Source organism: Bradyrhizobium sp. Rc3b, from assembly GCF_900114915.1.
Classification (GTDB): Bacteria; Pseudomonadota; Alphaproteobacteria; order Rhizobiales; family Xanthobacteraceae; genus Bradyrhizobium.
Map to the genome: position 1 here is coordinate 479,568 of NZ_FOUS01000003.1, position 26,091 is coordinate 505,658.

Here is a 26,091-nt window from a genome sequence, read left to right on the forward strand (position 1 = left end):
GGTTGGCGCGATCGGGTTACTCCCCTTGCCATGAGTGCCAATGCGTCTTCGCTGCAATCGCTGATCCGGACCGAGGCCGCCGCCAATCCCGCCTTCGTATGCGACGGCACGCCAGTCTCGCGCGCGGAATTGGCAGCCAAGATCGAGGCGACCGCGGCCTGGCTTGCGGCACAAGGCATCGGCAAGGGCGACGTGGTCGCAGTCTGGCTGGTCAACCGGATCGAATGGGTCGCGCTGCTATTCGCCGCCGCAAGATGTGGCGCGATCGTCGCGGCCGTCAATACACGCTACCGGAGCGCGGAAGTCGCGCATTTGCTTCGTTTGTCCGGCGCCAGGCTGATGGTGGTCGAGGCCGCATTCCGCTCGGTGGATTTTGCCGCGATCCTCACCGACATCGCCAAGGACGTGCCCGCGCTGCAACGGCTCGCGGTGATCGGCGCGGATGCGATCCCGGCGCACTGGCCCTGTGTGCGGTTCGATGCTTTCGACAGGCCTTATCCGCCCGTCCCGCTGGCCCAGGACAACATCGACCTGCCGGTGCTGCTCTACACGACATCGGGCACCACCAAGGGGCCGAAGCTCGTCGCGCATTCGCAGCGGACGCTCACCACGCACGCGAGCTGCGTTGCTCGCGCGCTGCAGCTTCATCCGCAGCGTCATTCGCTGCTGGCCATGCTGCCGTTCTGCGGCACCTTCGGCATGACGAGCCTGCTCGGCTTCGTCGCGGCGGGTGCGACCGTCCACGTGCTCGACGCCTTCGAGGCGGCGCCGGCGCTGAAGATCCTCGGCGAGCACAAGATCACGCACGCCTTCGGCTCCGACGAGATGTTCCGGCGCATCCTCGCCCTCACCGATGCACCCCGGCCGTTTCCGCATCTGGAAGTCTGCGGCTTCGCCGCGTTCCAGCCTGGCTGGCGCGAGCTTGCCGCGGAGGCCGAGGCGCGCGGCCTGCCGCTGTTCGGCCTCTACGGGTCGAGCGAGGTTCAGGCCCTATTCTCGATCGCCCGCCCCATCGATGCCTTCGCCGACCGCATCGAGGGCGGCGGCTGGCCGATGTCGGCCGACGCAAAGGTACGCGTGCGCGACACCGAGACCGGCGAGCTTGCGGCTAGCGGCATTTCCGGCGAGATCGAGATCAACGCGCCGTCAAGTTTCCTCGGCTATTTCAACAATCCGGATGCGACGCGCGATGCGCTCACCGCGGACGGGTTCTTCCGCACCGGCGACATCGGCCGGCTGCGGGGCGACGGCTCCTTCGTCTACGAGACCCGCGCGGGCGATGCCATGCGGCTCGGCGGCTTCCTCGTCGCGCCCGGCGAGATCGAGGACGAGCTCAAATCATGTGCCGGTGTGGCCGACGCCCAAGTGGTTGCAGTCGATCTCAAGGGTCAGGCGCGCTGCGTCGCCTTCGTGATCCCGGCGAAGGAGCCGCCAATGCAGGAGACGCTGGTCGCGCGCCTGCGCGAGCGGCTCGCCGGCTACAAGGTCCCGGCCCGGATCTATGTAGTGGAGGCCTTCCCGGTCACCGACAGCGCCAACGGCATGAAGATCCAGCGCGCCAGGCTTCGCGCCATGGCGATGGAGCGGATCGCCGCCGAATAGGCGGGCCCATTTGCTTTGCGCCACAAGGCTCGTTCAGTACGACTTCGCGAGCCCCAGCACCTTCTCCGCGATGAAGCTGAGCGCGAGCTGCGGGCTGACCGGCGCGATGCGCGGAATCAGCACCTCGCGCAAATAGCGCTCGACGTGGAATTCCTTGGCGTAGCCGAAGCCGCCGTGGGTCATCACGGCCTGCTCGCAGGCCGAGAAGCCCGCTTCGCCCGCAAGGTATTTTGCGGCATTGGCCGCGGCGCCACAGGGCATGCCCTTGTCATATTGCCAGGCCGCCGACATCACCATCAGCCAGGCCGCCTCGAGCTCGACCCAGTTCACCGCGAGCGGATGCTGGATGCCCTGGTTCTTGCCGATCGGCCGATTGAACACCACGCGCGTCTTGGCATATTCAGTGGCGCGCGCCAGCGCCAGCTTGCCGAGGCCAACCGCCTCCGCCGCGATCAGGATGCGCTCGGGGTTCATGCCTTCGAGGATGTACTGAAAACCCTTGCCCTCTTCGCCGATGCGATCCTCCATCGGGATCTCAAAATCTTCGAAGAACAGCTCGTTGGAATCGACGATCTTGCGGCCCATCTTCTCGATCTCGTGGACCTTGATTCTGGTGCGGTCGAAATCGGTGTAGAACAGGCTGAGGCCGTGGGTCGGCGAGCGTACCTCTTCCAGCGGCGTGGTGCGGGCCAGCAACAGGATCTTGTGCGCGACCTGCGCGGTCGAGATCCACACCTTCTGGCCGTTGACGATGTAACGGTCGTTCTTGGCGACCGCACGGGTCTTCAGCTGCGTGGTGTTGAGGCCGGTGTTGGGCTCGGTGACGGCAAAGCACGCCTTCTCGCGGCCCTCCACCATCGGCGGCAGCATGCGCCTTCGCTGCTCCTCGGTGCCGAACACGACCACCGGATTGAGGCCGAACACGTTGATGTGCACGGCGGATGCGCCAGACATCCCGGCGCCGGACTCGGCGATGGTGCGCATCATGATCGCAGCTTCGGTGATGCCGAGCCCCGAGCCGCCATATTCCTCCGGCACGCAGATGCCGAGCCAGCCGGCGTCGGCAAGCGCCTTATGAAAATCGTGCGGGAAGCCGCCGTCGTGGTCCTTCTTCAGCCAATAGGCATCCGGAAAGCCTTCGCAGATCTTGGCGATGGCGTCGCGAATGGCTTCCTGCTGATCGGTGAGCGCGAAATCCATGATCTTGATCTCCGTCTTGGGAGCCGCGACCGCGCCATCTCCCGTCTCTTCGCGTTCCCCGCTCAAAGGCCGTGGCCGCTTGCGTCGCGCCCTGACGTGCCCTTGCCTGGGTTCTTAGCTCGAAAAACCGCGTACAGATACGTGAATTTGTCTATCAACTGTGTCTACCATGCATAGGGTCATGCGACGTAAAGCGATGAGCGCGCCGTTATTTCGCAGGGAGGAAACCGCGATGGCCGGACTTTATTTCGAAGACTTTTCCGTAGGCCAGGAGTTCAGGCATCCGCTGACCCGGACCGTCACGGAGATGGACAACACCATGTTCAGCTTGCTGACGCTCAATCCGCAGCCGCTGCATATCGACGCGCATTTCGCCGAAAAGACCGAATTCGGTCAGCGCATTTTCAACAGCCTTTACACCCTCGGCATCATGATCGGCATGACGGTCTATGATACGACCATGGGGACCACCGTTGCCAATCTCGGCATGACCGACGTCACCTTTCCAAAACCGGTTTTCCATGGCGATACGTTGCGGGCGACGACAAAGGTGCTCTCGGTGCGGGAATCCAAATCGCGGCCCAAGGCCGGCATCGTCGAGTTCGAGCACCATGCCTTGAACCAGAACGACGAGATCGTCGGCAAATGCCGCCGCATGGCGATGATGCACAAGAGGCCGGTCTGATGCGTTCGATGCTGTTCGTGCCGGGCGATTCCCCGCGCAAATTCGAGAAGGCGAGCGAAGGCAAGGCCGACGCGCTGATCATCGACCTCGAGGATTCCGTCGTCACCGAGAAGAAGGCGGAGGCGCGCGGGTTGACGCTCACGATGCTGAAGGGCCGCCCCGGCCCGCACCAGCTCTATGTCCGCGTCAACGCGCTCGACACCGGCATGACGCTCGCCGATCTCGCCGCGGTGATGCCGGGCAAGCCCGACGGCATCGTGCTGCCGAAATCGCAGGGCGGTGATGACGTAAGGCAGGTCGCAACCTGGCTCGAAGCCCTAGAAGCCGCGGCCGGCACGGAGCTGGGCTCAACCCGCATCGTTTGCGTGGCGACCGAAACCGCGGGCTCGATCTTCGGCCTCGGCAGCTACAAGGGCTGCTCCCCTCGCCTCGCCGGCCTCATGTGGGGCGCGGAAGATCTCTCGGCTTCGCTCGGCGCCACCGAAAAGGCGTCCGGCGGCGTGTTCCATAGCCCCTATCGTCTCGCGCGAGATCTCTGCCTGATGGCGGCGGCCGCGGCCGAGGTCGCGCCGATCGATACCGTCTATACGGACATCGATAACCTCGCCGGCCTGGAAGCCGAAACACGCGCGGCGCGCCGCGACGGGTTTTCCGCCAAGGCGCTGATCCATCCCAAGCATGTCGACGTCGTCAACGCCGCCTTCGCGCCGACCGAAGCCGAACGCACCTGGGCGGAGAAAGTGATCGCGGCGTTTGCCAGCAATCCCAATTCCGGAACGCTGCGGCTCGACGGCCAGATGATCGACAAGCCGCATCTTCGCGCCGCGAAGAAGATCCTCGGCCAGCCCTAGGGCAGCCGGGGGCTGCGGCCGAAGGCGTCGGCTCGAAGCTGCGGCCTTAGTCGAACCCCTGAACCGGCGGCGCCGAGGCTTGCGCCGGAGCGGCGGGAGCGGCCTGAACCGGCGGAGCCGGATTGCCAGCAGCTCGCATCTGACCGTTGGCTGCCATCGCCTCGCGGGTGCGCGTCGGGCTCCTGGTCGCGGCCGCGCGGCGCGGCGGCGGCCGATGTCCTGCCGAGTGCGAACCTCTCATACCCCAGGACCGAGCGATCGAAGGTCCGGCAGTGTAGCCGATCAAGGCTCCGGCAACCGCCCCGACCGGGCCCAGCACGACCGCGCCGGAGACGGCACCGAGTGCTGCATCGCCGGCGCGCTCCTGCGCAACCGCGCTCACGGGCACACACGCCAGCATTGCGACAGCAGTAATCAGAGCCTTGGTCATCGGAGCGCCTCCCTCGCGGGAAATCACTCGTTCCCAAATATGGCCACAGGAGGTTCGCTTGCCGGCCAACAAATGGCAATCGGCGGGTGGAACTCCCCTGGCGCAGGGCTGCCGCCGCCAACCGGCGGTTGCGACGGCGGCGTGGAACTACACGATCTTGATCGACATATCAGGCAAGCCCTCGAGCTTGCACAGCAGCACGTCGCCCTTCACGACGGGACCGACATTCTCCGGCGTGCCGGAATAGATGATATCGCCGGCTTTCAATTCGAAGGCTTCCGACAGCTTTGCGATCTGCTCGGCCACGTTCCAGATCATCTTGCTGAGATCCGAGTTCTGCTTCACCGTGCCGTTGATCGCCAGCGAAATGGCACCCTTCTCGAAATGGCCGGTCTTGCTGGCCGGGTGAATCGGGCCGATCACCGCGGCGTGGTCAAAACTCTTGCCGATCTCCCAGGGCTTCTTCTCCGCGGCCATGCCGTTCTGGAGGTCGCGCCGGGTCATGTCGAGGCCGAGCGCGTAGCCATAGACGTGGTCGAGCGCCTTATCGACCGGGATATTGGTGCCGCCTGATTTCAGGGCGGCGACAAGCTCGACCTCGTGATGATAGTTCTTGGTCAGTGACGGATAGGGATGATCGGCGACCTCGCCGACCGCGACGTTCTGGATCGCGTCCGTCGGCTTCTGGAAGAAGAACGGCGGCTCGCGGTTGGGGTCCGAGCCGCGCTCGATCGCGTGCGCGGCGTAGTTGCGCCCGATGCAGTAGATACGGCGGACCTGAAACACCTGGCTCTCGCCGACGATCGGGATCGTCACCATCGGCACCGGAAAGACCGGCTTCGGTCCGGCCTGCGCTGCGGCCGGCGCCGCTTCGGCTATCCCCGCCGCGGTCATCGCGGCCGCGGCAGTGAGCACGTCACGTCGAGACGTCTTCGTCATGGTTCTGTTCCCTGGCTTGGGGGAAGTTTCCTCGAGGGCGTTCTTAGAACCAAACGGTCCGCAGGCCAATGGCCCGGCTGCTGCATCTTGAGTCGCGAGACGATCGACATCAGGATTTCAGCGAACTCCGCGCCGTCTCCGGCGCCATCAGCGTAGCGACGATCGTGATGATGGAGAGGGCGATGATGTAGACGGACACGGCCCAGTACGAGCCGGCCCACGCCAGCAGCGCAGTCGCAATCAGCGGCGAGAAGCCGCCGCTCAGCGCCGCCGCGACATTGGCCCCGAGCGAGGCTCCGCTGTAGCGCACCTGGGTGCGGAACAACTCCGGCATGAACGCGGCCTTCGGCCCGAATAGCAGTGCATGGGTCAGCGTCATCGTGACGACGAGCGCCAGCGTGATCAGCGCCGGCTCCTTCGTATCGAGGAACCAGAACAACGGAAACGCCAGCGCCACCGAGAACACGCCGCCGGCAAGGTATAGAGCCTTGCGGCCGAAGATGTCGGACAGCCAGCCGGCGAGCGGCAACGTCGCGAACTCGACGAGGGCGGCATAGACCACGGCATCCAGGATCACCTGGCGCGGCAGCCCGAGCTTCGTCGTGGCATAGACCACGGTGAAGACGGTGAGGAGATAAGCAAGCCCAACCTCCGACACCGTGATGCCGATCGCCAGCAGAAAGCTGCGCCAGTCGCGGCGGAGCACTTCCAGCACCGGCTGCGCCAGCACCTCCTTGCGCTCGACCACTTCCTTGAAGTGCGGCGTCTCCGCGAGCTTGAGCCGCACGATGAAGCCGACACCGACGAGCAGGATGCTGATCAGGAACGGCACGCGCCAGCCCCAGCTCAGGAAATCGGCTTCGGGCAGCTTGGTCATCAGGCCGAAAATGCCGGTCGAAGCGGCAACGCCGACGGGAAAGCCGATCTGCACCAGGCTGCCATAGAAGCCGCGGCGATTGCCGGCATGCTCGATCACCATGACGACCGCGCCGCTCCATTCGCCGCCCAGGCCGATGCCCTGGACGAAGCGCAGCACGATGAGCAGGATCGGCGCCCACACGCCGATCTGGCTGTAGGTCGGCAGGCAGCCGATCAGGAAGGTGCCGAGCCCCATCGCGATCATGGTCGCGACCAGCATGGTCTTGCGGCCGAGCCGGTCGCCGTAGTGGCCGATGATGGCGCCGCCGATCGGCCGCGCCACGAAACCGACCGCATAGGTCGAGAACGCCGCCAGCGTGCCGACGAAGGGATCGAAGCTCGGGAAGAACAGCTTGTTGAAGACCAGCGCCGCCGCCGTGCCGTAGATCAGGAAGTCGTACCATTCGATGGCGGTGCCGAGCGCGCTCGCCCACACCACATGCGCCGTCGTCGATTTCTCCGCCGCCGCGGAGACTCCCGTTGCTGCCGTCATGCCCTGCCCCAGAGATTCCCGCGAGCATCATGGCCAATCGTGCCGAGGGTTGCAACCTGCAGGGGTGATGGCTCTCACAGGATAACAACGCGGGATTTTGTTCGCAGCTTTCGCAACATCCGTCATTGCGAGGAGCTCTTGCGACGAAGCAATCCAGGCTGCCTCCGGGAGAGAGTCTGGATTGCTTCCGCCTTCGCCAAGGCTTCGGCGGACAAGTCGCTGCGCTCGCAATCACAGGCGCTGAAGCAGCGGTGCCCCCTGTCGTCCCACCCGCCGAGAGGAACTCATCTCGACGTCGAATTCACCATTGACAAACTTATTTGCATATATCTAATTTATCTCAAGAACAGCCGCGCCATGCGGCCAATAAGAGAGAGGAAACAACGATGAGAGGGCTTCTGGCCTGCGCCATGCTCGCGGCCATGACTTCGGCAGCCATGACCACAGTCGCCACCGCGCAAGTCTCCGACGACGCGGTGCGGATCGGCGTGCTGACGGATCTGTCGAGCTGGGGCCGCGACAACTCAGGGCCGGGCTCGGTCGAGGCCGCGAAGATGGCGGTGGAGGAATTCGGGCCGACCGTGCTCGGCAAGCCGATCGAGATCATCAGCGCCGATCACCAGATGAAGACCGACGTCGGCGTGCAGATCGTGCGCGGCTGGTTCGACAACGGCAAGGTCGACGCCGTCGTCGACATCCCCAATTCCGGCATCGCGATCGCCGTCCACAACATGGTGCGCGAGCGGGGCAAGGTCGCGCTGCTTTCCGGCCCCGGCGCAAGCTCGCTGACCGACGAGCTGTGCAGCCCGAACACCGTGCACTTCACCTACGATACCTACGCGCTGTCGAAGGTGACGGCCTCCGCCGTGATCAAGGAGGGTGGTAAGTCCTGGTACTTCATCACCGCGGACTACGCCTTCGGCCAGCAGCTCGAGAAGGACGCCACGCGCTTCGTCAACGAGATGGGCGGAAAGGTCCTGGGCGGCGTCAAGCATCCGACCAACACCGCGGACTTCTCCTCCTTCGCGCTCCAGGCGCAAAGCTCGAAATCCGACGTCGTCGCCTTCGCCAATGCCGGCCAGGACACCGACAACGCGATCAAGCAGTCCGGCGAATTCGGCCTCGTCCAGGGCGGCCAGAAGCTCGTCGGCCTCCTGATGTTCGACACCGACGTGCACGCGATCGGCCTCAAGGCCGCGCAGGGCACCTACATGACCACGGCCTCGTACTGGGCCATGGACGAGGCAACGCGCGCCTGGTCGAAGAAGTTCTACGAGCGCACCAAGGTGATGCCGACCATGATCCAGACCGGCGTCTACGGCTCGGTGCTGCACTATCTGAAGGCCATCAAGGCGGCCGGCACCGACGATTCCGCCAAGGTGATGACCAAGATGCGCGAGCTGCCGATCGAGGATACATTCGTCCATGGCGGCAAGTTGCGCGAGGACGGCCGTGTCATTCGCGACATGTATCTCGCCAAGGTGAAGAAGCCCGAGCAGTCGAAGGAGCCGTGGGATTACCTGGACATCGTCAAGACCGTGAAGGGCGAGGACGCCTTCCGCCCGGTCTCCGAGTCCAAATGTCCGCTCCTGAAGAAGTGAGGCCCAGATGACCGGCAGCGAGCATAGCGCAATTGAGACTTACGAGTGCGATGTGCTCGTGGCCGGATCAGGCTGCTCCGGCATGTCGGCCGCGATCACCGCGCGCCATCGCGGCCTCGACGTGCTGATCGTCGAGAAGGAGCCGCGCTTTGGCGGCACCACCGCCCGCTCCGGCGGCTGGCTCTGGATTCCCGGCACCTCGCTGGCAAAGGCCTACGGCATCGCGGAAGCGCCGGAGCAGGCCCGCACCTATTTGCGGCACGAGGCCGGCAACAATTACGACGCGGCACGCGTCGATGCATTTCTCTCGGCCGGTCCCGAGGCTGTCGATTTCTTCACCACCAAGACCGCGCTCCGCTTCGACATGCCGCTGGTATTTCCCGACTATCACGCCGAAGCACCCGGCGGCGCACAAGGCGGTCGCTCCATGGTGACGCGCCCGTTCGACGGCCGCGAGCTCGGCGACCTCATCAAGTCGCTGGGCATGCCGCTGCCCGAGCTCACCGTGTTCGGCATGATGCTGGGAAGCGGCAAGGAGATCATCCACTTCATGCGCGTGACCAAGTCGCTGACTTCCGCGGTCTATGTCGCCAAGCGCTTGTCGCGTCACCTGATGGACGTGCTGCGCTACGGCCGCGGCATGACGTTGACCAACGGCAATGCGCTGGCCGGGCGCCTCGCGAAATCCGCCCAGGACCTGAAGATTCCGATGTGGCTGTCCTCGCCCGTGCGCGAGCTGACGGTCGAGAACGGCGCGGTCACCGGCGCGATCGTGTCGCGCGAGGGACGCGAGGTGCGCGTGCTCGCGCGCCAGGGCGTCGTGCTCGCCTGCGGCGGCTTCCCGCATGATGTGGAGCGGCGCAAGAAAATGTTTCCGCACGCCCCGACCGGCAACGAGCATTTCTCGCCGGGGCCATCAGGCAATACCGGCGACGGACTGCGTCTTGCGGAGCGCGCCGGTGGACATATCGAGGACCGGCTGCCGAACGCGGCGGCCTGGGTGCCGGTGTCGCTGACCACGCGCAAGGACGGTTCCAAGGGCGTGATGCCGCACTTCATCGACCGCGCCAAGCCCGGCGTGATCGCGGTGATGCGCGACGGCAAGCGCTTTGCCAATGAGGGCAATTCCTATCACGACTTCGTCCAGGCCATGATCAAGGCCGCCAAGCCCGGCGAGGAGATCGCCGCCTTCCTGGTCTGCGATCACCCAACGCTGCGCAAATACGGCCTCGGCTGCGTGCCGCCGTTCCCGATGCCGCTGGGTCATCACTTGAATACCGGCTATCTCATGCGCGGCGACACGCTGGAGGCGCTGGCGGCGAAGGCCGGCATCGACGCCAAGGCATTCGCCGAGACGGTCAAGCAGTTCAATGCCACCGCGCCGCAAGGCCATGACGCCGCCTTCGGCAAGGGCTCGAAGGCCTATAATCGCTACCAGGGCGACGCGATGCACGGCCCCAACCCCTGCGTCGCGCCGATCGAGAGCGGGCCGTTCTATGCCATCAAGATGGTGGTCGGCGACCTCGGCACCTATGCCGGCATCGTCACCGACGCGAACGCCCGGGCGCTCGATGCCGAGGGCCGGGTCATTCCCGGGCTTTATGCCGCCGGCAACGACATGGCGAGCATCATGGGCGGCAATTACCCCGGGGCCGGCATCACGCTTGGGCCGGCGCTGACCTTCGGCTACATTGCCGGGCGACACCTTGCCGACAGCGCCGCCAAGCGCGACGCGGCGTAAGCCACGCCAGGAGGCGCATGAAGAGGGAAAGCCGCGGCATCCAGTCCATCGAGGTCGGCGGAGAGCTGCTCCGCGCGCTCGCAAGGTGCGGCGAGCCGATGATGCTGCGCGATCTCGCGCGCGAGGCCGGCATGTCGCCGGCCAAGGCGCACCCTTATCTCGCCAGCTTCTCCCGCATCGGGCTGATCGAGCAGGACGAGACCACCGGCCGCTACGAGATCGGCGCGCTGGCGCTGGAGCTCGGCCTGATCAGCCTGCGCCGCCTCTCCGGCGTGCGCATCGCAAGGCCGAAGATCGCCGCGCTCGCGAGCCAGATCGGACATGCGGTCTCACTGGCAGTCTGGGGCACGTACGGCCCGACCGTCGTCCAGCTCGAAGAGCCGGCCCAGCCGGTCCACATCGTGATGCGCGCGGGCTCGGTGATGGCGCTGCTGGAGACGGCCACCGGCCGCGCCTTTGCGGCGTTCCTGCCGGAGAAGACCATCAACGCCGCGCTGGAGAGCGGCCTCGATCGTCACGGCGTCGGTTACAATCCGAAGCGCACCGTGAAGGGCGCCAAGGTCGCCGAGATGCTGACGGAGGTCCGCAAGCACGGTCTCGCCCGCGCGCTCGGCGATCCCCTGCCCGGCGTCAATGCATTCTCGGCTCCCGTGTTCGATCATTCCGGCCATGTCGCGTTAGTCATCACGGCGATGGGACCCGAAGGCACGTTCGATGCGCGCTGGGACAGCCCGATCGCGCATGCGTTGCGGGATTGTGCCGGCGGCATCTCGAAGCGGCTCGGTTACGGGATGACGGTCGCGGCGGAGTGAGGGCCTACTTCTCCTTCACCGGCACCGTGTAGTTCAGGACCAGCCTTCCGCCGTCCGGATAGATCGTCTGCCCGGTAATGTAGGACGCATCGTCGCTCGCCAGGAACGCGACGACGGACGCCACCTCGCTCGGCTCGCCGCCGCGGCCGGCTGGCGTGCGTGACATCACGGTCTTGCGGGCATCCTCCGAGGTGTAGATCGACGACGCCACCATGTCGGTCAAAATCGTGCCCGGTCCGACCGCGACGACGCGGATGTTGTGCGGAGCGAGCGCGACCGCGGCGACCGAGGTCAGCTGCTTCATGCCGCCCTTGGACATCGCGTAGGTCGCCAGCGCCGGGATCGCCAGCAGCGCGTTCACCGAGGACATGTTGATGATGACCCCGCCGCCGCCTTGCGCGATCATCTGCTTCGCCGCTGCCTGCACGCCGAAGAATGCGCCCTTCAAATTGATGCCGATGATCTCGTCGAATTCCTCCTCGGATATCTCCAGGATGTCCCGGTTGCGGGCGACGCCGGCATTGTTGACCATGATGTCGAGCCGGCCGAATTCCTTCGCGGCGGTGGCGACGAGCTGATCCACGTCAGCACGTTTGGCCACATTGCCGACGATTGTGCGCAAGGCATCCGGCCGGGCGAGCTCGGCGGCTGTCGCGGCGAGGCCCTCGGCATCGACGTCCGAGATCACGACCTTGACGCCGTCATCCAAAAATCTCTTCGCGCAGGCCTTGCCGATGCCACGCGCCGCGCCAGTGATGGCGGCGACCTTGCCGGATAACTTCATGGGCTCGCTCCAGGACTTGTGACGATCTCACGGACGCGTTCACGCAAAGACGCGCGGGCGCAGTCCGGCGTGAAACCAGGTGATCATGGAATAGATGTCGTAGACCGGCAACCCGACCTCGGCCTGCAACGCTGCCGCATAAGGCGGCATGTTGGTGCATTCGAGCACGATCGCGCCGACATCGGGATTTTTGGCGACAAGCTCCTTGCCGGCCTCGACCACGTCACGCTCGGCCTGCGCGATGTCCATATCGTCCTTCTCGGCCTTGATCAGGACGCGGAAGAATTCCTTGCCGTTCTCGGTGCCGACCAGCGGCGTGTCGAGCGGCACGCCGGCGCCCTCGAGATGAGCCGGCGTCAAGGTCGAGCCCGACACCGTGACGAGGCCGACGCGCTTGCCCGGCGGCAAGGTCGCCTGCACCCATGGCACCTGCATCAGCGACGAGGTCGCAACGGGAACGCCGACCGCGGCCGCGATCTCCTTCTGGAACAGCGAGAGGAAGCCGCAATTGGTGGTGATGGCTTCAGCGCCGAGCCGCACCAGATCCTTGGCGGCATCGATGAAGTCGGGCAGCAGGCCGGCCGCGCTCTTCAGCACCACCTTCTCCGGCGAAGCCCCGCTCACCACGCGATAGAGCACGGGGAATGGCCAGGTCGTGCCGTTGCCCATGTCGCCGGGAATGCGGGGGAAGCGCGCTTCCAGCATCAAGATGCCGAGCGGCGCGCCATAGATGGCCCTGCCGCCACGGGCGATGCGGGAGAACGAATTGGCTGAATGGGTCATGCTGCGACCTCAGAGGAAACGTTCGGGCGCAAACGGCGCCAGCGGAATCTCGGGCGGCTTGCCGCTGAGCAACTGCGCGACGAGCCGGCCGGTACGGGCCGAGCCGACCAGCCCGACATGGCCGTGGCCGAAGGCATAGACGATGTCACGCGAGGCGCGCGCATAGCCGATGCAGGGACGTCCATCCGGCATGCTCGGCCGATGGCCGAACCAGGTTTTGATGCGCGAGGCCGGAATGTCTTTCGGCAGTTTTGGAAACATGCTGACAAGGTGGTTGCGCAGGATTTCGGCGCGCTTCCAGTTCGGCTCGGCCTGAAGGCCGGCGATCTCGACCGTGCCGGCGGCGCGCAGGCCCTTGTCGGTCCAGTTCACCACCATCTTGGCGTCGGATGCCATCATCGAGCTGCGCGGACCTGACTCCGGGTTCTCTATCATGACATGGTAGCCGCGTTCGGTCTCGAGCGGCAAGGGATCGCCGACCGATGCGGTGAGCTGTTTTGATCGGGCGCCGGCCGCAACGACGGCAGCATCGCAGGCGATCTCGCCGGTCTCGGTGAGGACAGCGACGAGCTTGTCGCCGTTCAGCCTCAAGCCAGTCGCCTTGGCGCGCACATGCTTGGCGCCGCTCGCCAGCGCGTGGTTGGCAAGCGCCGCAACATAAGCGCCGGGATCGCGGCAGCGCCCGGCCTCCTCCACCACCACGCCAAAGGTGTAGCGCGGATGCAGATCAGGCTCACGCTGGCGCATCTCGTCGGCGTTGAGCTCCATCCATTCGACGCCGACCTTCTTGCGCAGGCGCCAGCCGAGATCGTTATCGAAATTGCCGCGCGACGGAAACACATGCATCACGCCATTGCGTTCGATCAATTCAGAAACGCCCGCTTCTTCCGCCAGCTTCCGGTGCAGCAGCGGCGCGTCCTTCAACAGGTCGCGCAGGGCAAACGCCGTTGTCTCGACCCGCGCCTCGGTCCAGCCCGAGAGCAGATATTTGACCAGCCAGGGCACCGCCTTCGGCAAATACGACCAGCGGATCGCGAGCGGCCCGAGCGGGTCCATCAGATAGCCCGGCACCTTCTTCCAGATGCCCGGCTCCGCCGGCGGGATCACCGAATGCGACGACAGCCAGCCGGCATTGCCATAGCTCGCCGCCTGTTCGCCGCCTGGCTCGCCCGGATCGATCAGCGTGACGCGATGGCCCTCGCGCAAGGCCTCGATGGCGCTGATGACACCGACCGCGCCGGCTCCGATGATCGCAACGTGGCGACCGGTCGTCATCGCTTACGCCTTCACCGCGGGCGCAAAGTCCTTGCCGACTGAGATCGCGCGCGGGTCGATGATGCAGTGGAGGATCGACGGCTTGCCGGAGGCCAGCGCACGCTCGAACGCCGGCGCGAACTCTTCGGTGCGCTCGACGCGCTCGCCATGGCCGCCGAATGCCTTCGCGTACATCGCGAAATCAGGGTTCTTGAGCTGGGTGCCGACGACGCGGCCGGGATAGTCACGTTCCTGATGCATGCGGATGGTGCCGTACTGCGAATTGTCGACGACGATCACGACCAACGGCGCGTCATACTGCACGGCGGTCGCGAATTCCTGACCGTTCATCAGAAAGCATCCGTCGCCGGCGAAGGCGACGACGGTGCGATCCGGATATTGCCGCTTGGCGAGAACCGCCGCCGGCACGCCGTAGCCCATCGAGCCCGAGGTCGGCGCCAGCTGCGCGGCAAAACTGTGGAAGCGATGATGGCGATGGATCCAGCCGGCATAATTGCCGGCACCGTTGCAGACGATGGCGTCCTTCGGCAGCCGGTCGCGCAGCCAGGTCATGACCTGGCCGTACTGGAACGTGCCCGGCAGCTCGCGCGCCTTCTCGGTCCAGGCGAGATAATCGGCATGCGCCTTGGCGGCCTCGCCCTTCCAGGCCACCGCGCCTGAAGGCTTCAGCGTCTCGACGGCGGCGGCGAACGCGGCGGGCGTCGCCTGGATCGCGAGCGCCGGCTGATAGACCCGGCCGAGCTCTTCGGAGCCCGGATGCACATGGATCAGCTTCTGCTGAGGGGTCGGAATATCGAGCAGCGTGTAGGACGAGGACGGCATCTCCGACATGCGGCCGCCGACGAGGAGCACGACATCGGCGTTGTCGATGCGCGCCTTCAGCCCCGGACTCGGTCCGATGCCGAGATCGCCGGCATAATGCGAATGGTCGGCATCGATCAGCGAGGCCCGGCGGAACGAGGTCGCGACAGGGAGGTCGAAGCGCTCGGCAAAGCGGGCGATGCTCCTGGTCGCCCCATCCGTCCAGCGCGAGCCGCCGAGGATGACGAGCGGCGCCTTGGCGCTCGCGAGCAACGCGCCGAGCTTCTCGATATCCGCAGGCGTGGGCCAGCTCACGGCCGGCTCGATGCGCATGGCATCGGCAACGGCGGCGGTCTCGGTCAGCATATTCTCGGGAAGCGAGATCACGACGGGACCGGGGCGGCCCTGCATGGCGACGCGGAAGGCGCGCGCCACCAGCTCCGGAATGCGATCGGGACGATCGATCTCGACCGCCCACTTCGCCATGGTGCCGAACACCGCCTTGTAGTCCAGCTCCTGGAACGCCTCGCGCTCGCGCATGCCGGTGTCGACCTGGCCGACGAACAGGATCATCGGCGTCGAATCCTGCATCGCAATGTGGACGCCGTGGCTGGCATTGGTCGCGCCGGGGCCGCGGGTGACGAAGCAGATGCCGGGCCGCCCGGTCAGCTTGCCGTAGGCCTCCGCCATCATCGCCGCGCCGCCTTCGGCACGGCAGATCATGACGTCGATCGGGCTGTCATGCAGCGCATCGAGCGCGGCCAGATAGCTCTCGCCCGGCACACAGGTGACGCGCTCGACGCCCTGGGCCACGAGCTGATCGATCAGGATCTGGCCCCCGGTGCGGGTGTTGCGGATGGTCATGACGGCTCCCTCAAGGCTCTGGCGATGCGCTATTATTCGGAGACTGCGTAGGACAGGCCGAGAGGGCGCGCAAGATCGAAAGGCTTCTCGCAGCCTGCGCAGAGGTCATGCCCGTCGGTGCCGTTTGCACGACGCCTGTTCGTCGGGCTTGGTGCAGGGATTGCGGTTGGCACGTCATTGCGAGGAGCCCGCGACAGAATTGCGTAGCAATTTTGCGCTGGTGCGACGAAGCAATCCAGTGCCGTAGGGTAGGCAAAGGCGGACTTGCGCCGTGCCCACGATCTCCCTCCATAAGCAACAAGAGCGTGGGCACGCTGCGCTTTGCCCACCCTACGATATCGGTTGTGACTCGCAGACATGCCTCCACCTTCTCGCGGCGCTTCCGCCCGAGCTTTGCTGTCCGCTTCACGCCCTCTCCGAAGAAAAAGGGCGCAGGGAAGGCCGGGTGCCGGCTGGCACCCGCAAGACCCCCGTGCGAAGACATTGCACACGCAATGCACGAGGGAGACACAGGGCAGCCGATCATCCGGCCTTCCCTGCGCGATGTTTGACGGCCTATGGCGCGCTCTCCCCGGAGACGAGTTCCTGCTTGCCTCCGTCACCCCGCGGATTGGCGGCGCGCTTCGCCCGGTCGGGCTCGGCGCACCTCCGCAAGGCTTGGCTGTAGCAACGACAGCCAGGACCACGCGATTTGGCCGTACGCTTCAAGCGCCGTTCGTCCGCACGCCGCCGGGACCTCACGGGGTTCTCCCGCCCTGCTCCCGCCTCTCGTGCACGACGCCGCCGCGTCCACCGCTCCCCGATCCGCGGCTCGTGACGACGTACGACCGCCCCTTTCGCCGGATCAGGATGGCCGACACATACGCCGAAACCGAATTTCGGTAAAGTGGAATATTTTTGCACTTCTGGATTGACAGAGGGCGACACAGGACGATGGCGTAGCCCGGATGGAGCGCCAGCGTAATCCGGGACGGTGTGAGATGCCGGGCGAAGGCCCCGGATTACGCTAACGCTCCATCCGGGCTACGAGCGCTGAAATAATTAGGCCTGACGGTGCATCAAGCCGCAATCAAGCGATGGCTACCGGGCTTCGACGTCTTCGTTTACGATCCGGCCGAAACCACATCGTCGAGGACACCGGAATGCAAACCATCGGCTTGATCGGGGGCATGAGCTGGGAGAGCACGACACTCTACTACAAGCTCATCAATGAGCGGGTCCGCGACCGCATGGGCAAGCTGCATTCGGCGCCGCTCCTGCTGTATTCCTACGATTTCGAGGAAATCAAGCAGATGCAGTACGCCGGCCGCTGGCGCGAGGCGGCGGCCAGCCTGGCGGAGGTCGCCCGGCGTCTTGAAGGCGCCGGCGCGCGGGCGATCGTGCTGTGCACGAACACGATGCACAAGCTGGCGCCCGACATCATCTCCAGCGTGACCGTTCCGTTCACCCATCTTGGCGACGCGACGGCCAAGCGGATCCGGGCGAAAGGTTATCGGCAGGTCGGGCTGCTCGGCACCAAGTTCACGATGGAGGAGGACTTCTACATCGACCGGCTGCGCGCGCATGATCTCGACGTGCTGGTTCCTCCCACTGAGGCGCGCGCCGACGTGAACCGCATCATTTACGACGAGCTGTGCCTCGGCATCGTCGCCGATCCCTCGCGCCGCCGCTATCAGGAGGTGATGGCAGCGCTGGTCACCGCCGGCGCCGAGTGCATCATCCTCGGCTGCACCGAGATCACGATGCTGGTCGGCCCTGACGACACATCAGTGGAGACGTTCGACACGACGGCCATTCACGCCGAGACGGCGGCGGATTTCGCCATCGGGTGATGCGATGTCGGCCGTCGCCGAGCCCCGCCTCTATCACCGATGCTCGATCGCGCGAATCGCGCCGCGAAGCTCGGCGAGACCGCGCAGGCGGCCGATCGCGGTGTAGCCGGGATTGGTGCGCTTGGTCGCCGCGAGATCGTCGAGCATGCGGTGACCATGGTCGGGACGGAACACGATCTGCTTGTCGGGCGAACGCTTGGCGTTCTCCTTGAGCAGCGCCTTGAGCACCGCGACCATGTCGACGTCACCGTCGAGATGATCGGATTCGTAGAACGACAGCCCGTCGGCCTCGCGCTTGGTGGCGCGGAGGTGGGCGAACGCAATACGCGGGCCGAAGCGTTCGGCCATTTCAGGCAGATTGTTTTCGGCGCGCACGCCGAGCGAGCCCGTGCACAGGCAGATGCCGTTGGCCCTGGACGGCACGGCGTCGAACAGCGCCTGGTAGTCGTCGGCGCTCGAGGCAATACGCGGCAGGCCGAACAGCGGCCGCGGCGGGTCGTCCGGATGCAGGGTCAAGGACACCCCGAGCTGCTCGGCCACCGGCGTCACGCGCCCGAGGAATTCGACGAGATGCTGCCGCAGGATCTTTGGCGTGATGTCGCGATAGGTCTCCAGCCGATCGCGGAATTGCGGGATGGTCATCGGCTCGGTGGTCGAGCCGGGCAGCGCGCTGGCGATCACCATGACGAGATAGTCGATATCGGCCTGGCTCATCTGCTCGAACAGCGCTTTCGCACGCGCCTGCTGCTCGGGCGAATAGTCCTGCACGGCCGCAGGGCGCTTGAGGATATGCAGCTCGAAAGCGGCAAAGCGGTCCTGATCGAAGCGCATGGCGCGGGCGCCGTTCGGCAGCTCCCATTCCAGATCGGTGCGGCACCAATCGACCACCGGCATGAAATTGTAGCAGATGATCTTGATGCCGGAAGCCGCGACGGCTTCGAGGCTCGCGATCCAGGCCTCGATCGACTTGGTCGCCTTGCCGCCGAGCCGCTTGACGTCGTCTGGGATCGGAATCGATTCCACCACCGACCAGGTCAGCTGCGAGCGGCCGGGCTGGCCGCGCTCGATGAAGTTCTTGCGCTCCTCCACCGCCTTGCGCGTCCAGGCTTCGCCAATCGGCACCTGATGCAGCGCCGAGACGATATCGCTCGCCCCGGCCTGCCTGACATCGTCGAGCGAGACAGGATCGTCGGGCCCGTACCAGCGCCAGCCTTCGAGCATCATGCGCAATCTCCTAAAGCGTTTTCGAGCGAAGTGGGTATCGGTTCGCGTGAAGAAAACGCGTCAAAACAAGAGTCAATTCGCGGTCAGCACGACCTTGACGCTCTGCGAGCGGTCGAGCGCCAGCCTGAGCGCATCCGGCGCGGTCGACAGCGGACGCTCGGCGGTGACCAGCGACAGCACGTCGACGCTGCCATTGGAGATCAGTTCCACCGCGGTTGAGAATTCGAAGCCGAAGCGGAACGAGCCGCGCAGGTCGATCTCCTTCGCCATCACCGCATTCGACGGCGTCGGAATCTGGCCGCCCGGCAGATTGCCGATCTGCACCACGATGCCGCCGCGCCTGACGATGCCGATGGCGCTCGCAAGGCCCGCGGCCGTTCCCGAGACCTCGAACGCGACGTCGTAGGGACGCGACGCGGCCTGCGCCTTCAGGCCCTCTTCCCCGGCCGACACGTTCTCGACATGCGAAGCACCGAGCTTGGTCGCGAAGGCCAGCGGGGCCGGCGCGATGTCGGCCACCGTGATATCGGCCATGCCGGCGCGGTGGGCGGCGAGCATGGTCAGAAGCCCGATCGGGCCGGCACCAAAGATGATGCCGCGCTTGCCCTCGATATTGCCGGCACGCGCGACCGCGTGCAGGCAGACCGAAAGCGGCTCGGCCAGCGCCGCGGCCTGGTAGGACACATGGTCGGGAATCTTCACGCACTGCGCGGGGATCGCGTCGAAGTAATTGGCAAAGCCGCCCTGCATGTGCGGCGTCTTCGAGGCCGAGCCCATGAAGTAGATGTTCTCACACAGGTTCGGCCGGCCCTCGCGGCAGGCGACGCAATGGCCGCACCAGCGCGAGGGATTGACGGCGACGCGGTCGCCGACCTTCAGGTTCGCAGCCGCGCCGGAGATCTCCACGACCTCGCCCGAGATCTCGTGGCCGAGCACCAGCGGCGACTTCACCACGAAATCGCCGGTCCGGGCATGGCGGAAATAGTGCATGTCCGAACCGCAGATGCCGCCGGCGCCGAAGCGGATGCGCACCATGCCGTCTGCGAGCTTGTCGAGCGGATGCTCGATCATGCGCAGATCTTCGGGCCCGAACAGGGTAGCGGCGAGAGCAACGGAGGTCATTTGGAGAGTCCCATGTATTTTGGCAGCCAGAGGGTCAGTTCGGGAATGTAGGTGATCGCGATCAGCGCGAGCATCAGCGGCACCAGCCAGGGCAGGATCGCGACCGTGGTGCGCTCGACCGAGAGCTTGGCGACGCGGGCGAGCACGAACAGCACCATGCCGAGCGGCGGATGCAGCAGGCCGATCATAAGGTTCAGCGTCATGATCAGGCCGAAATGGATCGGGTCGATGCCGAGCTTGAGCACGATCGGCAGCAGGATCGGCACCAGGATGGTGATCGCCGCCGTGGTGTCGATGAAGCAGCCGACGAAGAGGATCAAGACGTTGGCGAGCGCCAAAAACACCCATTTGTTGTGGGTGACGCTGAGCATCCAGTCCGACAGCGTCTGCGCCGCCTGCGACACCGTCAGCAGCCAGGCGAAGATCGAGGCTGCCGTGACGATGAACAGCACCGAGGCCGTGGTCTCGATGGTGTCGAACGTCGCCTTCGCCACCGTCTGCAGCGTCATGGTGCGGTAGCGGACGAGGCCGAGGAACAGCGACCAGATTACGGCCGCGACCGCGGCCTCCGTCGGCGTGAACCAGCCGAGCGTCATGCCCCCGATCAGGATCACCGGCGCCATCAGCGCCATCACCGCCGAGAAGTCGAAGTACCAGTCGATTGCCAGCAACGTGCCGAGGCCGATCACCACGGCGACGTTGACCGAGAGGCCGGCCAGCACCATCAGCCAGATCGCCATCGGGAAAGACAGCACGATGAGGATTTCGAGGCCGGCCGAGCCGAGCTGCGGCCAGGAGAACGGCGTGTCGCTGCCCCATTTGTTCTTGTGCGCGAAATAGGTGACCGTCGCCATCATGAACAGCGTCAGCACGACGCCCGGGATGACGCCGCCCAAGAACAGCGCGCCGATCGAGACGTTGGCCATCATGCCGTAGATCACGAAGGGCAGCGACGGCGGGATGATCGGGCCGAGCGTCGCCGAGGCCGCGGTGACGCCGACCGAGAACTCGGTGGAATAGCCGTGATCCTTCATCGCCTTGATCTCGATGGTGCCGAGACCGGCGGCGTCCGCGATCGCGGTCCCGGACATGCCGGAGAAGATCACCGAGCCGATGATGTTGACGTGGCCGAGGCCGCCGCGCATCCAGCCGACCAGGGCGACGGCGAATTTGTAGATGCGGCCGGTGACGCCGGCGATGTTCATGAGGTTGCCGGCCAGGATGAAGAACGGCACCGCGAGCAGCGGAAAGCTCTCGACGCCGGCGATCATGCGCTGAGCCAGCGTGACGTCGGGCGTCACGCCGCTGACCAGGATGTAGAGCAGCGACGACGCGGCCATGGCGATCGCCACGGGAACGCCGAGCAGCATCAGGATGAGAAAGCCTCCGAGCAGCAGCAGCATGATGTCAAATCTCCGATCCGTCGTAGGCGCCGGGTCGTTCGAGGACCGAGTAGCCTTGCCGCCAGTGTTGCAGCGCCGCCTGCACCGAGCGCAGGAACATCAGTACGAAGCCGAGCAGCACGGCGTAATAGACGTAGTTCTTGGGAAAATTGATCGTCGTCATCTGCTCGTCGCCGATGATCTGGATGTAAGTCCAGACCAGCTTGGTGGCGTAGCCGAAGAAGGCGATCCGGATCAGGTCGATCAACGTCGACAGAGCGCGCGCCACGAGATGTGGCAGATAGCGGTAGACGAGATCGACCTGGATGTGCCGAGACAGCCGCACGCACATCGAGGCGCCGATGAAGACGACGCCGATCAGGCAATAGGTCGCGATCTCCTCGGTCCAGGCGTAGCTGTCGTTGAGCACGTAGCGGGTGAAGAACTGGAGGAAGACGGCGAGCGCCATCACCCAGAAGATCGCGAGCGCCACCCAGTCCTCGAACGCGTAGATGCCGAGGTCGACCTTCGGCGTCGCCTCCTCCTCGAAGGTATGGGCGATCTCGTCCGCGGTGATCTGCCGGTGTATTTCGGCGGTGGACATGGGTTACCTCTCTCCAAATCGTCGTTCCGGGGCGACGCGTCCGCGTCGAACCCGGAACCTCGAGATTCTCAGGTGCGCAATTGCGCACCGTAGTTCGGTCCTACGGACCGCCCCGGGATGACGACTACGTCGTCACTTCACCGCCTGGATCTTTTCCCAGTCGGCCTTGCGATAGCCGAAGGTCTCGAACGCGACGTTCTTCAGCACGGTGTCGCGGAACTCGTTCTTGTCGACCTCGGTCACGCTCAGGCCCTTCTCCTTGAAGAAGGCGACCAACTTGGCCTCGTTCTGCTTGATCTCCGCGGTCGCCTTGGCGGCGGCTTCCTGGGCGACGTCGGTGAAGATCTTCTTGTCCTCGTCGGAGAGCTTCTTCCACAGCGCGCCCGCAACCACCGTGTTGAGGTGATCGACGATGTGGCCGGTCAGCACGATGTGCTTCTGTACCTCGTAGAACTTCTTGGCCTCGATCGTGGTCAGCGGGTTTTCCTGCGCCTCGACGGTGCCGTTCTGGAGCGCGAGGTAGACTTCGGCGAAGGCGATCGGCGCAGTGTTGGCGCCGCAGGCGCGCGGCATCGCGAGATAGGCCGGCACGTCCGGCACGCGCATCTTCAGGCCCTTCATGTCGGCGCAGGTCTTGATCGGCTTGTTCGACGAGGTCTGGCGCACGCCGTAATAGGTCACCGCGACGATGTGGTGGCCGCTCTTGTCCTCATAGCCCTTGGCGAGCTCCTTGAAGATGTCGCTCTTGGTGTAGGCGAGCAGATGATCGGCGTCGCGGAAGGTGTAGGGATAATAGGTCACGCCGATCGGCGGGAAGCTCTTGGCCGCGAAGCTCGAGCCGGAGATGATGATGTCGACCGAGCCGAGCGAGAGGCCCTGGTTGATGTCGGCTTCCTTGCCGAGCTGAGAGGCCGGATAGACGTCGATCGCATAGCGCCCGTTGGTGCGCTTGCCGATCTCCTGCGCGGCCCAGACCGAGGCGGTGTGGAACGGCTCCGAGGTCTCGTAGACATGGGCCCATTTGAGCTTGGTCTGCGCCACACTGGCCTGGGTGGCAGCCAATAGCGTGGCGGCGGACATCACTGCTGCAATCGTCATTTTCTTCAACATCGACTTTTCCTCCATCGTTCAAGTCTGCTTCTTGTTCGCCCGCCCCGGCACGGATGCGGGCCGTACAATCTCATCGCTGCCGCGCGCTGCCGCTCTTGGCCCGCTTCTTCGGTGGTCGCTTTGGCACCGCCGGCTTCGCCGGGGATCGGACGGTGCGGCTCCGCCCCGAAGATGATCCCGCCGCTTTCTCGGCGCCGAAATTCTGCGCGAAGCGCTCCTGCGACCGCGCCAGATGCGCGCGCATCGCATCGCGCGCGGCTTGCGGATCATGCGCCGCGATCGCCTCGCGCACGGCGCGATGCTCGTCGAGCGCGGTACGCCAGGTGCCCGGGCTTTCGAAATAATGCGCGAGCTGCGCGAAATAGGGATTGAGGCGCTGGTCGAACAGCTCGCCGACCACGCGCACCAGAACGGCATTGCCGAGGCTGCCGGCGATCGCGACGTGAAACGCGCGGTCATGCACCATCGAGGCCTCGCCGGGATGCTCGACGTTCTCCATCGCGATGAGCGAGGCGTCGATGCGGGCGATGTCGTCCCTGGTCGCGACGCGCGCGGCCTGTTCGGCGATGGCGCTTTCGAGGAATTCGCGGGCGCGCAGCAGCTCGAACGGCCCCTCGATGACGGACGCGGCCGCGGGCGCGGCGATTGCGGCGGGCTCGATCACATAGATGCCGGAGCCGACGCGGATGCGCAGGCGGCCCTCGACCTCGAGCGCAATCAAGGCTTCGCGCACGGTCGGCCGGGACACCCTAAGCTGCTCGGCGAGCTCGCGCTCGGTCGGCAAGCGGCTGCCGACCGCGTACTCGCCGCTGTCGATCAGGCTTCGCAATTGATCGGCGACCTGGCGATAAAGCCGTCTCGCCTCCACAGCTTCCAGCGGCACGCTGGTCCTCCCGAAAGGGTCGCGCGGGGCACTCGAAATGCCCGCGGCCCGCCAATTTTGGAAAATTGGTCTTACCAATTGACCGGAGCATTGACCTGATACGGGCGCCATGTCAAGCAGCGGCAAAGCAAAGGGGAGACGTCCATGCGCCCAGGTTCAATGCGCCTTGGCCGCGCCAATCTCGGCCGGCTGCCGCCAGCTGTCCGCCGCCCGGCCTACGACCGGTCGCGCATCACGCCCGGCATCGTGCATCTCGGCCTCGGCGCGTTTCATCGCGCGCATCAGGCCGTCGTCATCGACGATTGTCTTGCCGCAGGAGCCGCGTCCTGGGGCATCGTCGGCGCCAGCCTGCGCAGCCCGGATACGCGCGACGCCCTCGCCCCGCAGGATCATCTCTATACCGTTGCCGTGCGCGCCGCCGAAGGCACCGAGCACCGCGTCATCGGCGCGCTGCTCGACAGCGTCGTCGCACGCGAAAGCCCGGCAGCGTTGGTCGAGCGGATGGTCGATCCCGCCATTCGTATCGTCTCGCTGACGGTCACCGAGAAGGGCTATTGCCACACGCCGCAGACCGGCGATCTCGACGAGCGGCATCCTGACATCGTGCATGATCTCAACAATTTCGACGCGCCGCGCTCGGCGCCCGGCTTCATCGTCGCTGCGCTGGCGCGGCGGCGCGCGCTGGGGGCCCCGCCGTTCACCGTGCTGTGCTGCGACAATCTCGCCGCCAACGGCCACACCGTGCAGCGGATCGTGACGCAGTTCGCCGCGCTCCGCTCCAGGGAACTCGGCAAGTGGATCGTGGACAATGCCGCTTTCCCCTCAACCATGGTCGACCGTATCGTTCCGGAGACGAATGATGCCGACCGCGATGCGGTCGCGAACGCGCTCGGCATGCGCGATGCCTGGCCTGTCATGACCGAGCCGTTCACGCAATGGGTGGTCGAGGATCGTTTCACCGCGGGCCGGCCCGACCTTGCTGCAGCGGGCGTCGAGCTCGTCGCCGACGTCAAGCCGTTCGAGTTGATGAAGCTGCGGCTGCTCAACGCCAGCCATTCGGCGCTGGCTTATCTCGGCTATCTCGCAGGCTACGAGACCATCGCCGGCACCATGCCGGATCCGCATTTCGCGCGGCTTGCCGCACAGGTGATGGAGGAGGCCGCGGTGACGCTGACGATGCCTGCGGGCACTGACCTTGCTGCCTATCGCGCCTCGCTGCTGAAGCGCTTTGCCAATCCGGCGTTGCATCACCGCACCTGGCAGATCGCGATGGACGGCTCGCAGAAGCTGCCGCAGCGGCTGCTCGGCGCGATGCAGGATCGCCTCGCGAGGGGCCTGCCGATCGCAACGCATGCGCTCGCGGTGGCCGGCTGGATGCGCTATGTCAGCGGCCTCGACGAGCAGGGTCGCACCATCGACGTGCGCGATCCCCTTGCCGCCGAATTCGCCGCGCTGGCGCGCGAGGCGGGGCCTGTTGCCGAGCGGCTCGCGCCTGCACTGCTCGGGGTTCAGAAGGTGTTCGGGCCGCTGGGTGCTGATCCGCGCCTGCGCGAGGCCGTGACCACGGCGCTCGGCCGTCTTTACACGGAAGGTGCGCGGCGGGCCGTGGAGACGCTCGTCTCGGCCTGACCACTGAGCGGGCAATGCTGCACTGCGGTCTAAATCGGACACAAGGTCGAACGGAAGTCGCGCTTGATTTTTGCCTGTCCTTGCCCCACCCGAGAGCGATGGCAAAGGACAGCAAGATCATCGCCGCCAACGCGGCCTTTTACGCCGCGTTTTCGACCGGCGACTTCGACGGCATGGAACGGATGTGGGCGGACGACGACGGGATCTCCTGCATCCATCCCGGTTGGCCGGCCATCATCGGGCGCGCGACGGTGATCGGAAGCTGGCGCGACATCCTGCAAAGCCCGGAGCGGCCGCAGATCGTCTGCGCCGAGCCGCAGGTCATCGTCGACGGCGATAGCGCCCGCGTGCTCTGCATCGAGATCGTCGACGGCACCGCCCTGGCCGCCGCGAACCATTTTCGCCGCGTCGGGGACGAGTGGCGCCTGGTGCACCATCAGTCGAGCCCGATCGCGCAGATTGTCGAGCAGGCTGAAGACGATAGAACGAGCCACCGGGTCCACTGAACGCGGCGGACACACGAGCG

At 65.6% G+C, this 26,091-nt stretch carries 23 protein-coding genes; 9 read left to right on the forward strand and 14 right to left on the reverse strand.

The window, feature by feature from the left end; all coding sequences use genetic code 11:
- Nucleotides 1–30 precede the first annotated feature (30 nt).
- Entirely contained in the window at nt 31–1,602 is a 1,572-nt protein-coding gene (locus tag BM190_RS09045) for an AMP-binding protein (RefSeq protein ID WP_092253706.1), read from the forward strand.
- 33 nt (nt 1,603–1,635) lie between these two features.
- On the opposite strand, the gene BM190_RS09050 is transcribed toward BM190_RS09045, so the two are convergent.
- Entirely contained in the window at nt 1,636–2,802 is a 1,167-nt protein-coding gene (locus BM190_RS09050) for an acyl-CoA dehydrogenase family protein (protein WP_038951120.1), read from the reverse strand.
- A 181-nt stretch (nt 2,803–2,983) separates the two neighbouring features.
- On the opposite strand from BM190_RS09050, the gene BM190_RS09055 reads away from it, so the two are divergent.
- Together BM190_RS09055 and BM190_RS09060 are read left to right on the forward strand one after the other, a co-directional pair.
- Entirely contained in the window at nt 2,984–3,487 is a 504-nt protein-coding gene (locus BM190_RS09055; protein ID WP_338313716.1) for a MaoC family dehydratase, read from the forward strand.
- Nucleotides 3,487–4,338, forward strand: a complete 852-nt coding sequence (locus BM190_RS09060; RefSeq protein WP_177236977.1) for an HpcH/HpaI aldolase/citrate lyase family protein — start codon at nt 3,487–3,489, stop codon at nt 4,336–4,338. Before BM190_RS09055 ends, BM190_RS09060 begins: the two co-directional genes overlap by 1 nt.
- A gap of 46 nt (nt 4,339–4,384) precedes the next feature.
- Here BM190_RS09060 and BM190_RS09065 read toward each other — a convergent pair whose 3' ends face one another.
- From BM190_RS09065 to BM190_RS09075, 3 genes are all read right to left on the reverse strand, one after another.
- Nucleotides 4,385–4,768, reverse strand: coding sequence for a hypothetical protein (locus tag BM190_RS09065; RefSeq protein WP_049814890.1), 384 nt, complete (start codon nt 4,766–4,768; stop codon nt 4,385–4,387).
- Between the two features lie 147 nt (nt 4,769–4,915).
- Nucleotides 4,916–5,707, reverse strand: coding sequence for a fumarylacetoacetate hydrolase family protein (locus BM190_RS09070; RefSeq protein ID WP_092253710.1), 792 nt, complete (start codon nt 5,705–5,707; stop codon nt 4,916–4,918).
- Nucleotides 5,708–5,816: 109 nt separating this feature from the next.
- Nucleotides 5,817–7,118: an MFS transporter gene (locus BM190_RS09075; protein WP_092253712.1), complete on the reverse strand. Its 1,302-nt coding sequence runs from the start codon at nt 7,116–7,118 to the stop codon at nt 5,817–5,819.
- A 386-nt stretch (nt 7,119–7,504) separates the two neighbouring features.
- Here BM190_RS09075 and BM190_RS09080 point away from each other — a divergent pair, with 386 nt between their 5' ends.
- The 3 genes from BM190_RS09080 to BM190_RS09090 are packed head-to-tail and all read left to right on the forward strand — an operon-like array spanning nt 7,505 to nt 11,272.
- Entirely contained in the window at nt 7,505–8,719 is a 1,215-nt protein-coding gene (locus BM190_RS09080) for an ABC transporter substrate-binding protein (RefSeq protein WP_092253714.1), read from the forward strand.
- Between the two features lie 7 nt (nt 8,720–8,726).
- The gene (locus BM190_RS09085; protein WP_092253716.1) at nt 8,727–10,460 is read left to right on the forward strand and encodes an FAD-dependent oxidoreductase; all 1,734 of its coding nucleotides are present in this window, start codon (nt 8,727–8,729) and stop codon (nt 10,458–10,460) included.
- A 17-nt stretch (nt 10,461–10,477) separates the two neighbouring features.
- Nucleotides 10,478–11,272 carry an IclR family transcriptional regulator gene (locus BM190_RS09090; RefSeq protein ID WP_018318488.1) on the forward strand — a complete coding sequence of 265 codons (795 nt, stop codon included), beginning with the start codon at nt 10,478–10,480 and terminating at the stop codon, nt 11,270–11,272.
- Between the two features lie 4 nt (nt 11,273–11,276).
- On the opposite strand, the gene BM190_RS09095 is transcribed toward BM190_RS09090, so the two are convergent.
- The 4 genes from BM190_RS09095 to BM190_RS09110 are packed head-to-tail and all read right to left on the reverse strand — an operon-like array spanning nt 11,277 to nt 15,779.
- Nucleotides 11,277–12,056, reverse strand: a complete 780-nt coding sequence (locus BM190_RS09095; RefSeq protein ID WP_092253718.1) for an SDR family NAD(P)-dependent oxidoreductase — start codon at nt 12,054–12,056, stop codon at nt 11,277–11,279.
- Nucleotides 12,057–12,095: 39 nt separating this feature from the next.
- A complete protein-coding gene (locus BM190_RS09100) occupies nt 12,096–12,839 on the reverse strand; it encodes an aspartate/glutamate racemase family protein (protein ID WP_092253720.1) in 744 nt (247 codons plus the stop codon).
- Between the two features lie 9 nt (nt 12,840–12,848).
- Nucleotides 12,849–14,114, reverse strand: coding sequence for an NAD(P)/FAD-dependent oxidoreductase (locus BM190_RS09105; RefSeq protein ID WP_092253721.1), 1,266 nt, complete (start codon nt 14,112–14,114; stop codon nt 12,849–12,851).
- A 3-nt stretch (nt 14,115–14,117) separates the two neighbouring features.
- Nucleotides 14,118–15,779: a thiamine pyrophosphate-binding protein gene (locus tag BM190_RS09110; RefSeq protein ID WP_092253723.1), complete on the reverse strand. Its 1,662-nt coding sequence runs from the start codon at nt 15,777–15,779 to the stop codon at nt 14,118–14,120.
- Nucleotides 15,780–16,921: 1,142 nt separating this feature from the next.
- On the opposite strand from BM190_RS09110, the gene BM190_RS09115 reads away from it, so the two are divergent.
- Complete coding sequence (locus BM190_RS09115) at nt 16,922–17,611, forward strand: aspartate/glutamate racemase family protein (RefSeq protein ID WP_092253725.1); 690 nt, start codon at nt 16,922–16,924, stop codon at nt 17,609–17,611.
- A 33-nt stretch (nt 17,612–17,644) separates the two neighbouring features.
- Here the strand turns inward: BM190_RS09115 and uxuA are convergent, their stop codons facing one another.
- The 6 genes from uxuA to BM190_RS09145 form a co-directional block, all read right to left on the reverse strand.
- On the reverse strand, nt 17,645–18,835 hold the full coding sequence (gene uxuA / locus BM190_RS09120) for a mannonate dehydratase (protein ID WP_092253727.1): 1,191 nt from the start codon (nt 18,833–18,835) through the stop codon (nt 17,645–17,647).
- Between the two features lie 72 nt (nt 18,836–18,907).
- Nucleotides 18,908–19,957 (reverse strand): L-idonate 5-dehydrogenase, encoded by a 1,050-nt coding sequence (locus tag BM190_RS09125; RefSeq protein WP_092253729.1) that lies wholly within the window; start codon nt 19,955–19,957, stop codon nt 18,908–18,910.
- The gene (locus BM190_RS09130) at nt 19,954–21,360 is read right to left on the reverse strand and encodes a TRAP transporter large permease (RefSeq protein WP_018318480.1); all 1,407 of its coding nucleotides are present in this window, start codon (nt 21,358–21,360) and stop codon (nt 19,954–19,956) included. Before BM190_RS09130 ends, BM190_RS09125 begins: the two co-directional genes overlap by 4 nt.
- Before the next feature lie 4 nt (nt 21,361–21,364).
- Entirely contained in the window at nt 21,365–21,943 is a 579-nt protein-coding gene (locus BM190_RS09135) for a TRAP transporter small permease (RefSeq protein ID WP_092253731.1), read from the reverse strand.
- A 132-nt stretch (nt 21,944–22,075) separates the two neighbouring features.
- Nucleotides 22,076–23,041, reverse strand: coding sequence for a sialic acid TRAP transporter substrate-binding protein SiaP (locus BM190_RS09140; protein ID WP_409362392.1), 966 nt, complete (start codon nt 23,039–23,041; stop codon nt 22,076–22,078).
- Nucleotides 23,042–23,123: 82 nt separating this feature from the next.
- A complete protein-coding gene (locus BM190_RS09145; RefSeq protein ID WP_092253733.1) occupies nt 23,124–23,936 on the reverse strand; it encodes a FadR/GntR family transcriptional regulator in 813 nt (270 codons plus the stop codon).
- A 144-nt stretch (nt 23,937–24,080) separates the two neighbouring features.
- Between BM190_RS09145 and BM190_RS09150 the strand changes: the two genes are divergently transcribed.
- Nucleotides 24,081–25,565 carry a mannitol dehydrogenase family protein gene (locus BM190_RS09150; protein WP_177236978.1) on the forward strand — a complete coding sequence of 495 codons (1,485 nt, stop codon included), beginning with the start codon at nt 24,081–24,083 and terminating at the stop codon, nt 25,563–25,565.
- Nucleotides 25,566–25,663: 98 nt separating this feature from the next.
- Nucleotides 25,664–26,071, forward strand: a complete 408-nt coding sequence (locus BM190_RS09155; protein ID WP_018318475.1) for a nuclear transport factor 2 family protein — start codon at nt 25,664–25,666, stop codon at nt 26,069–26,071.
- Nucleotides 26,072–26,091 lie beyond the last annotated feature (20 nt).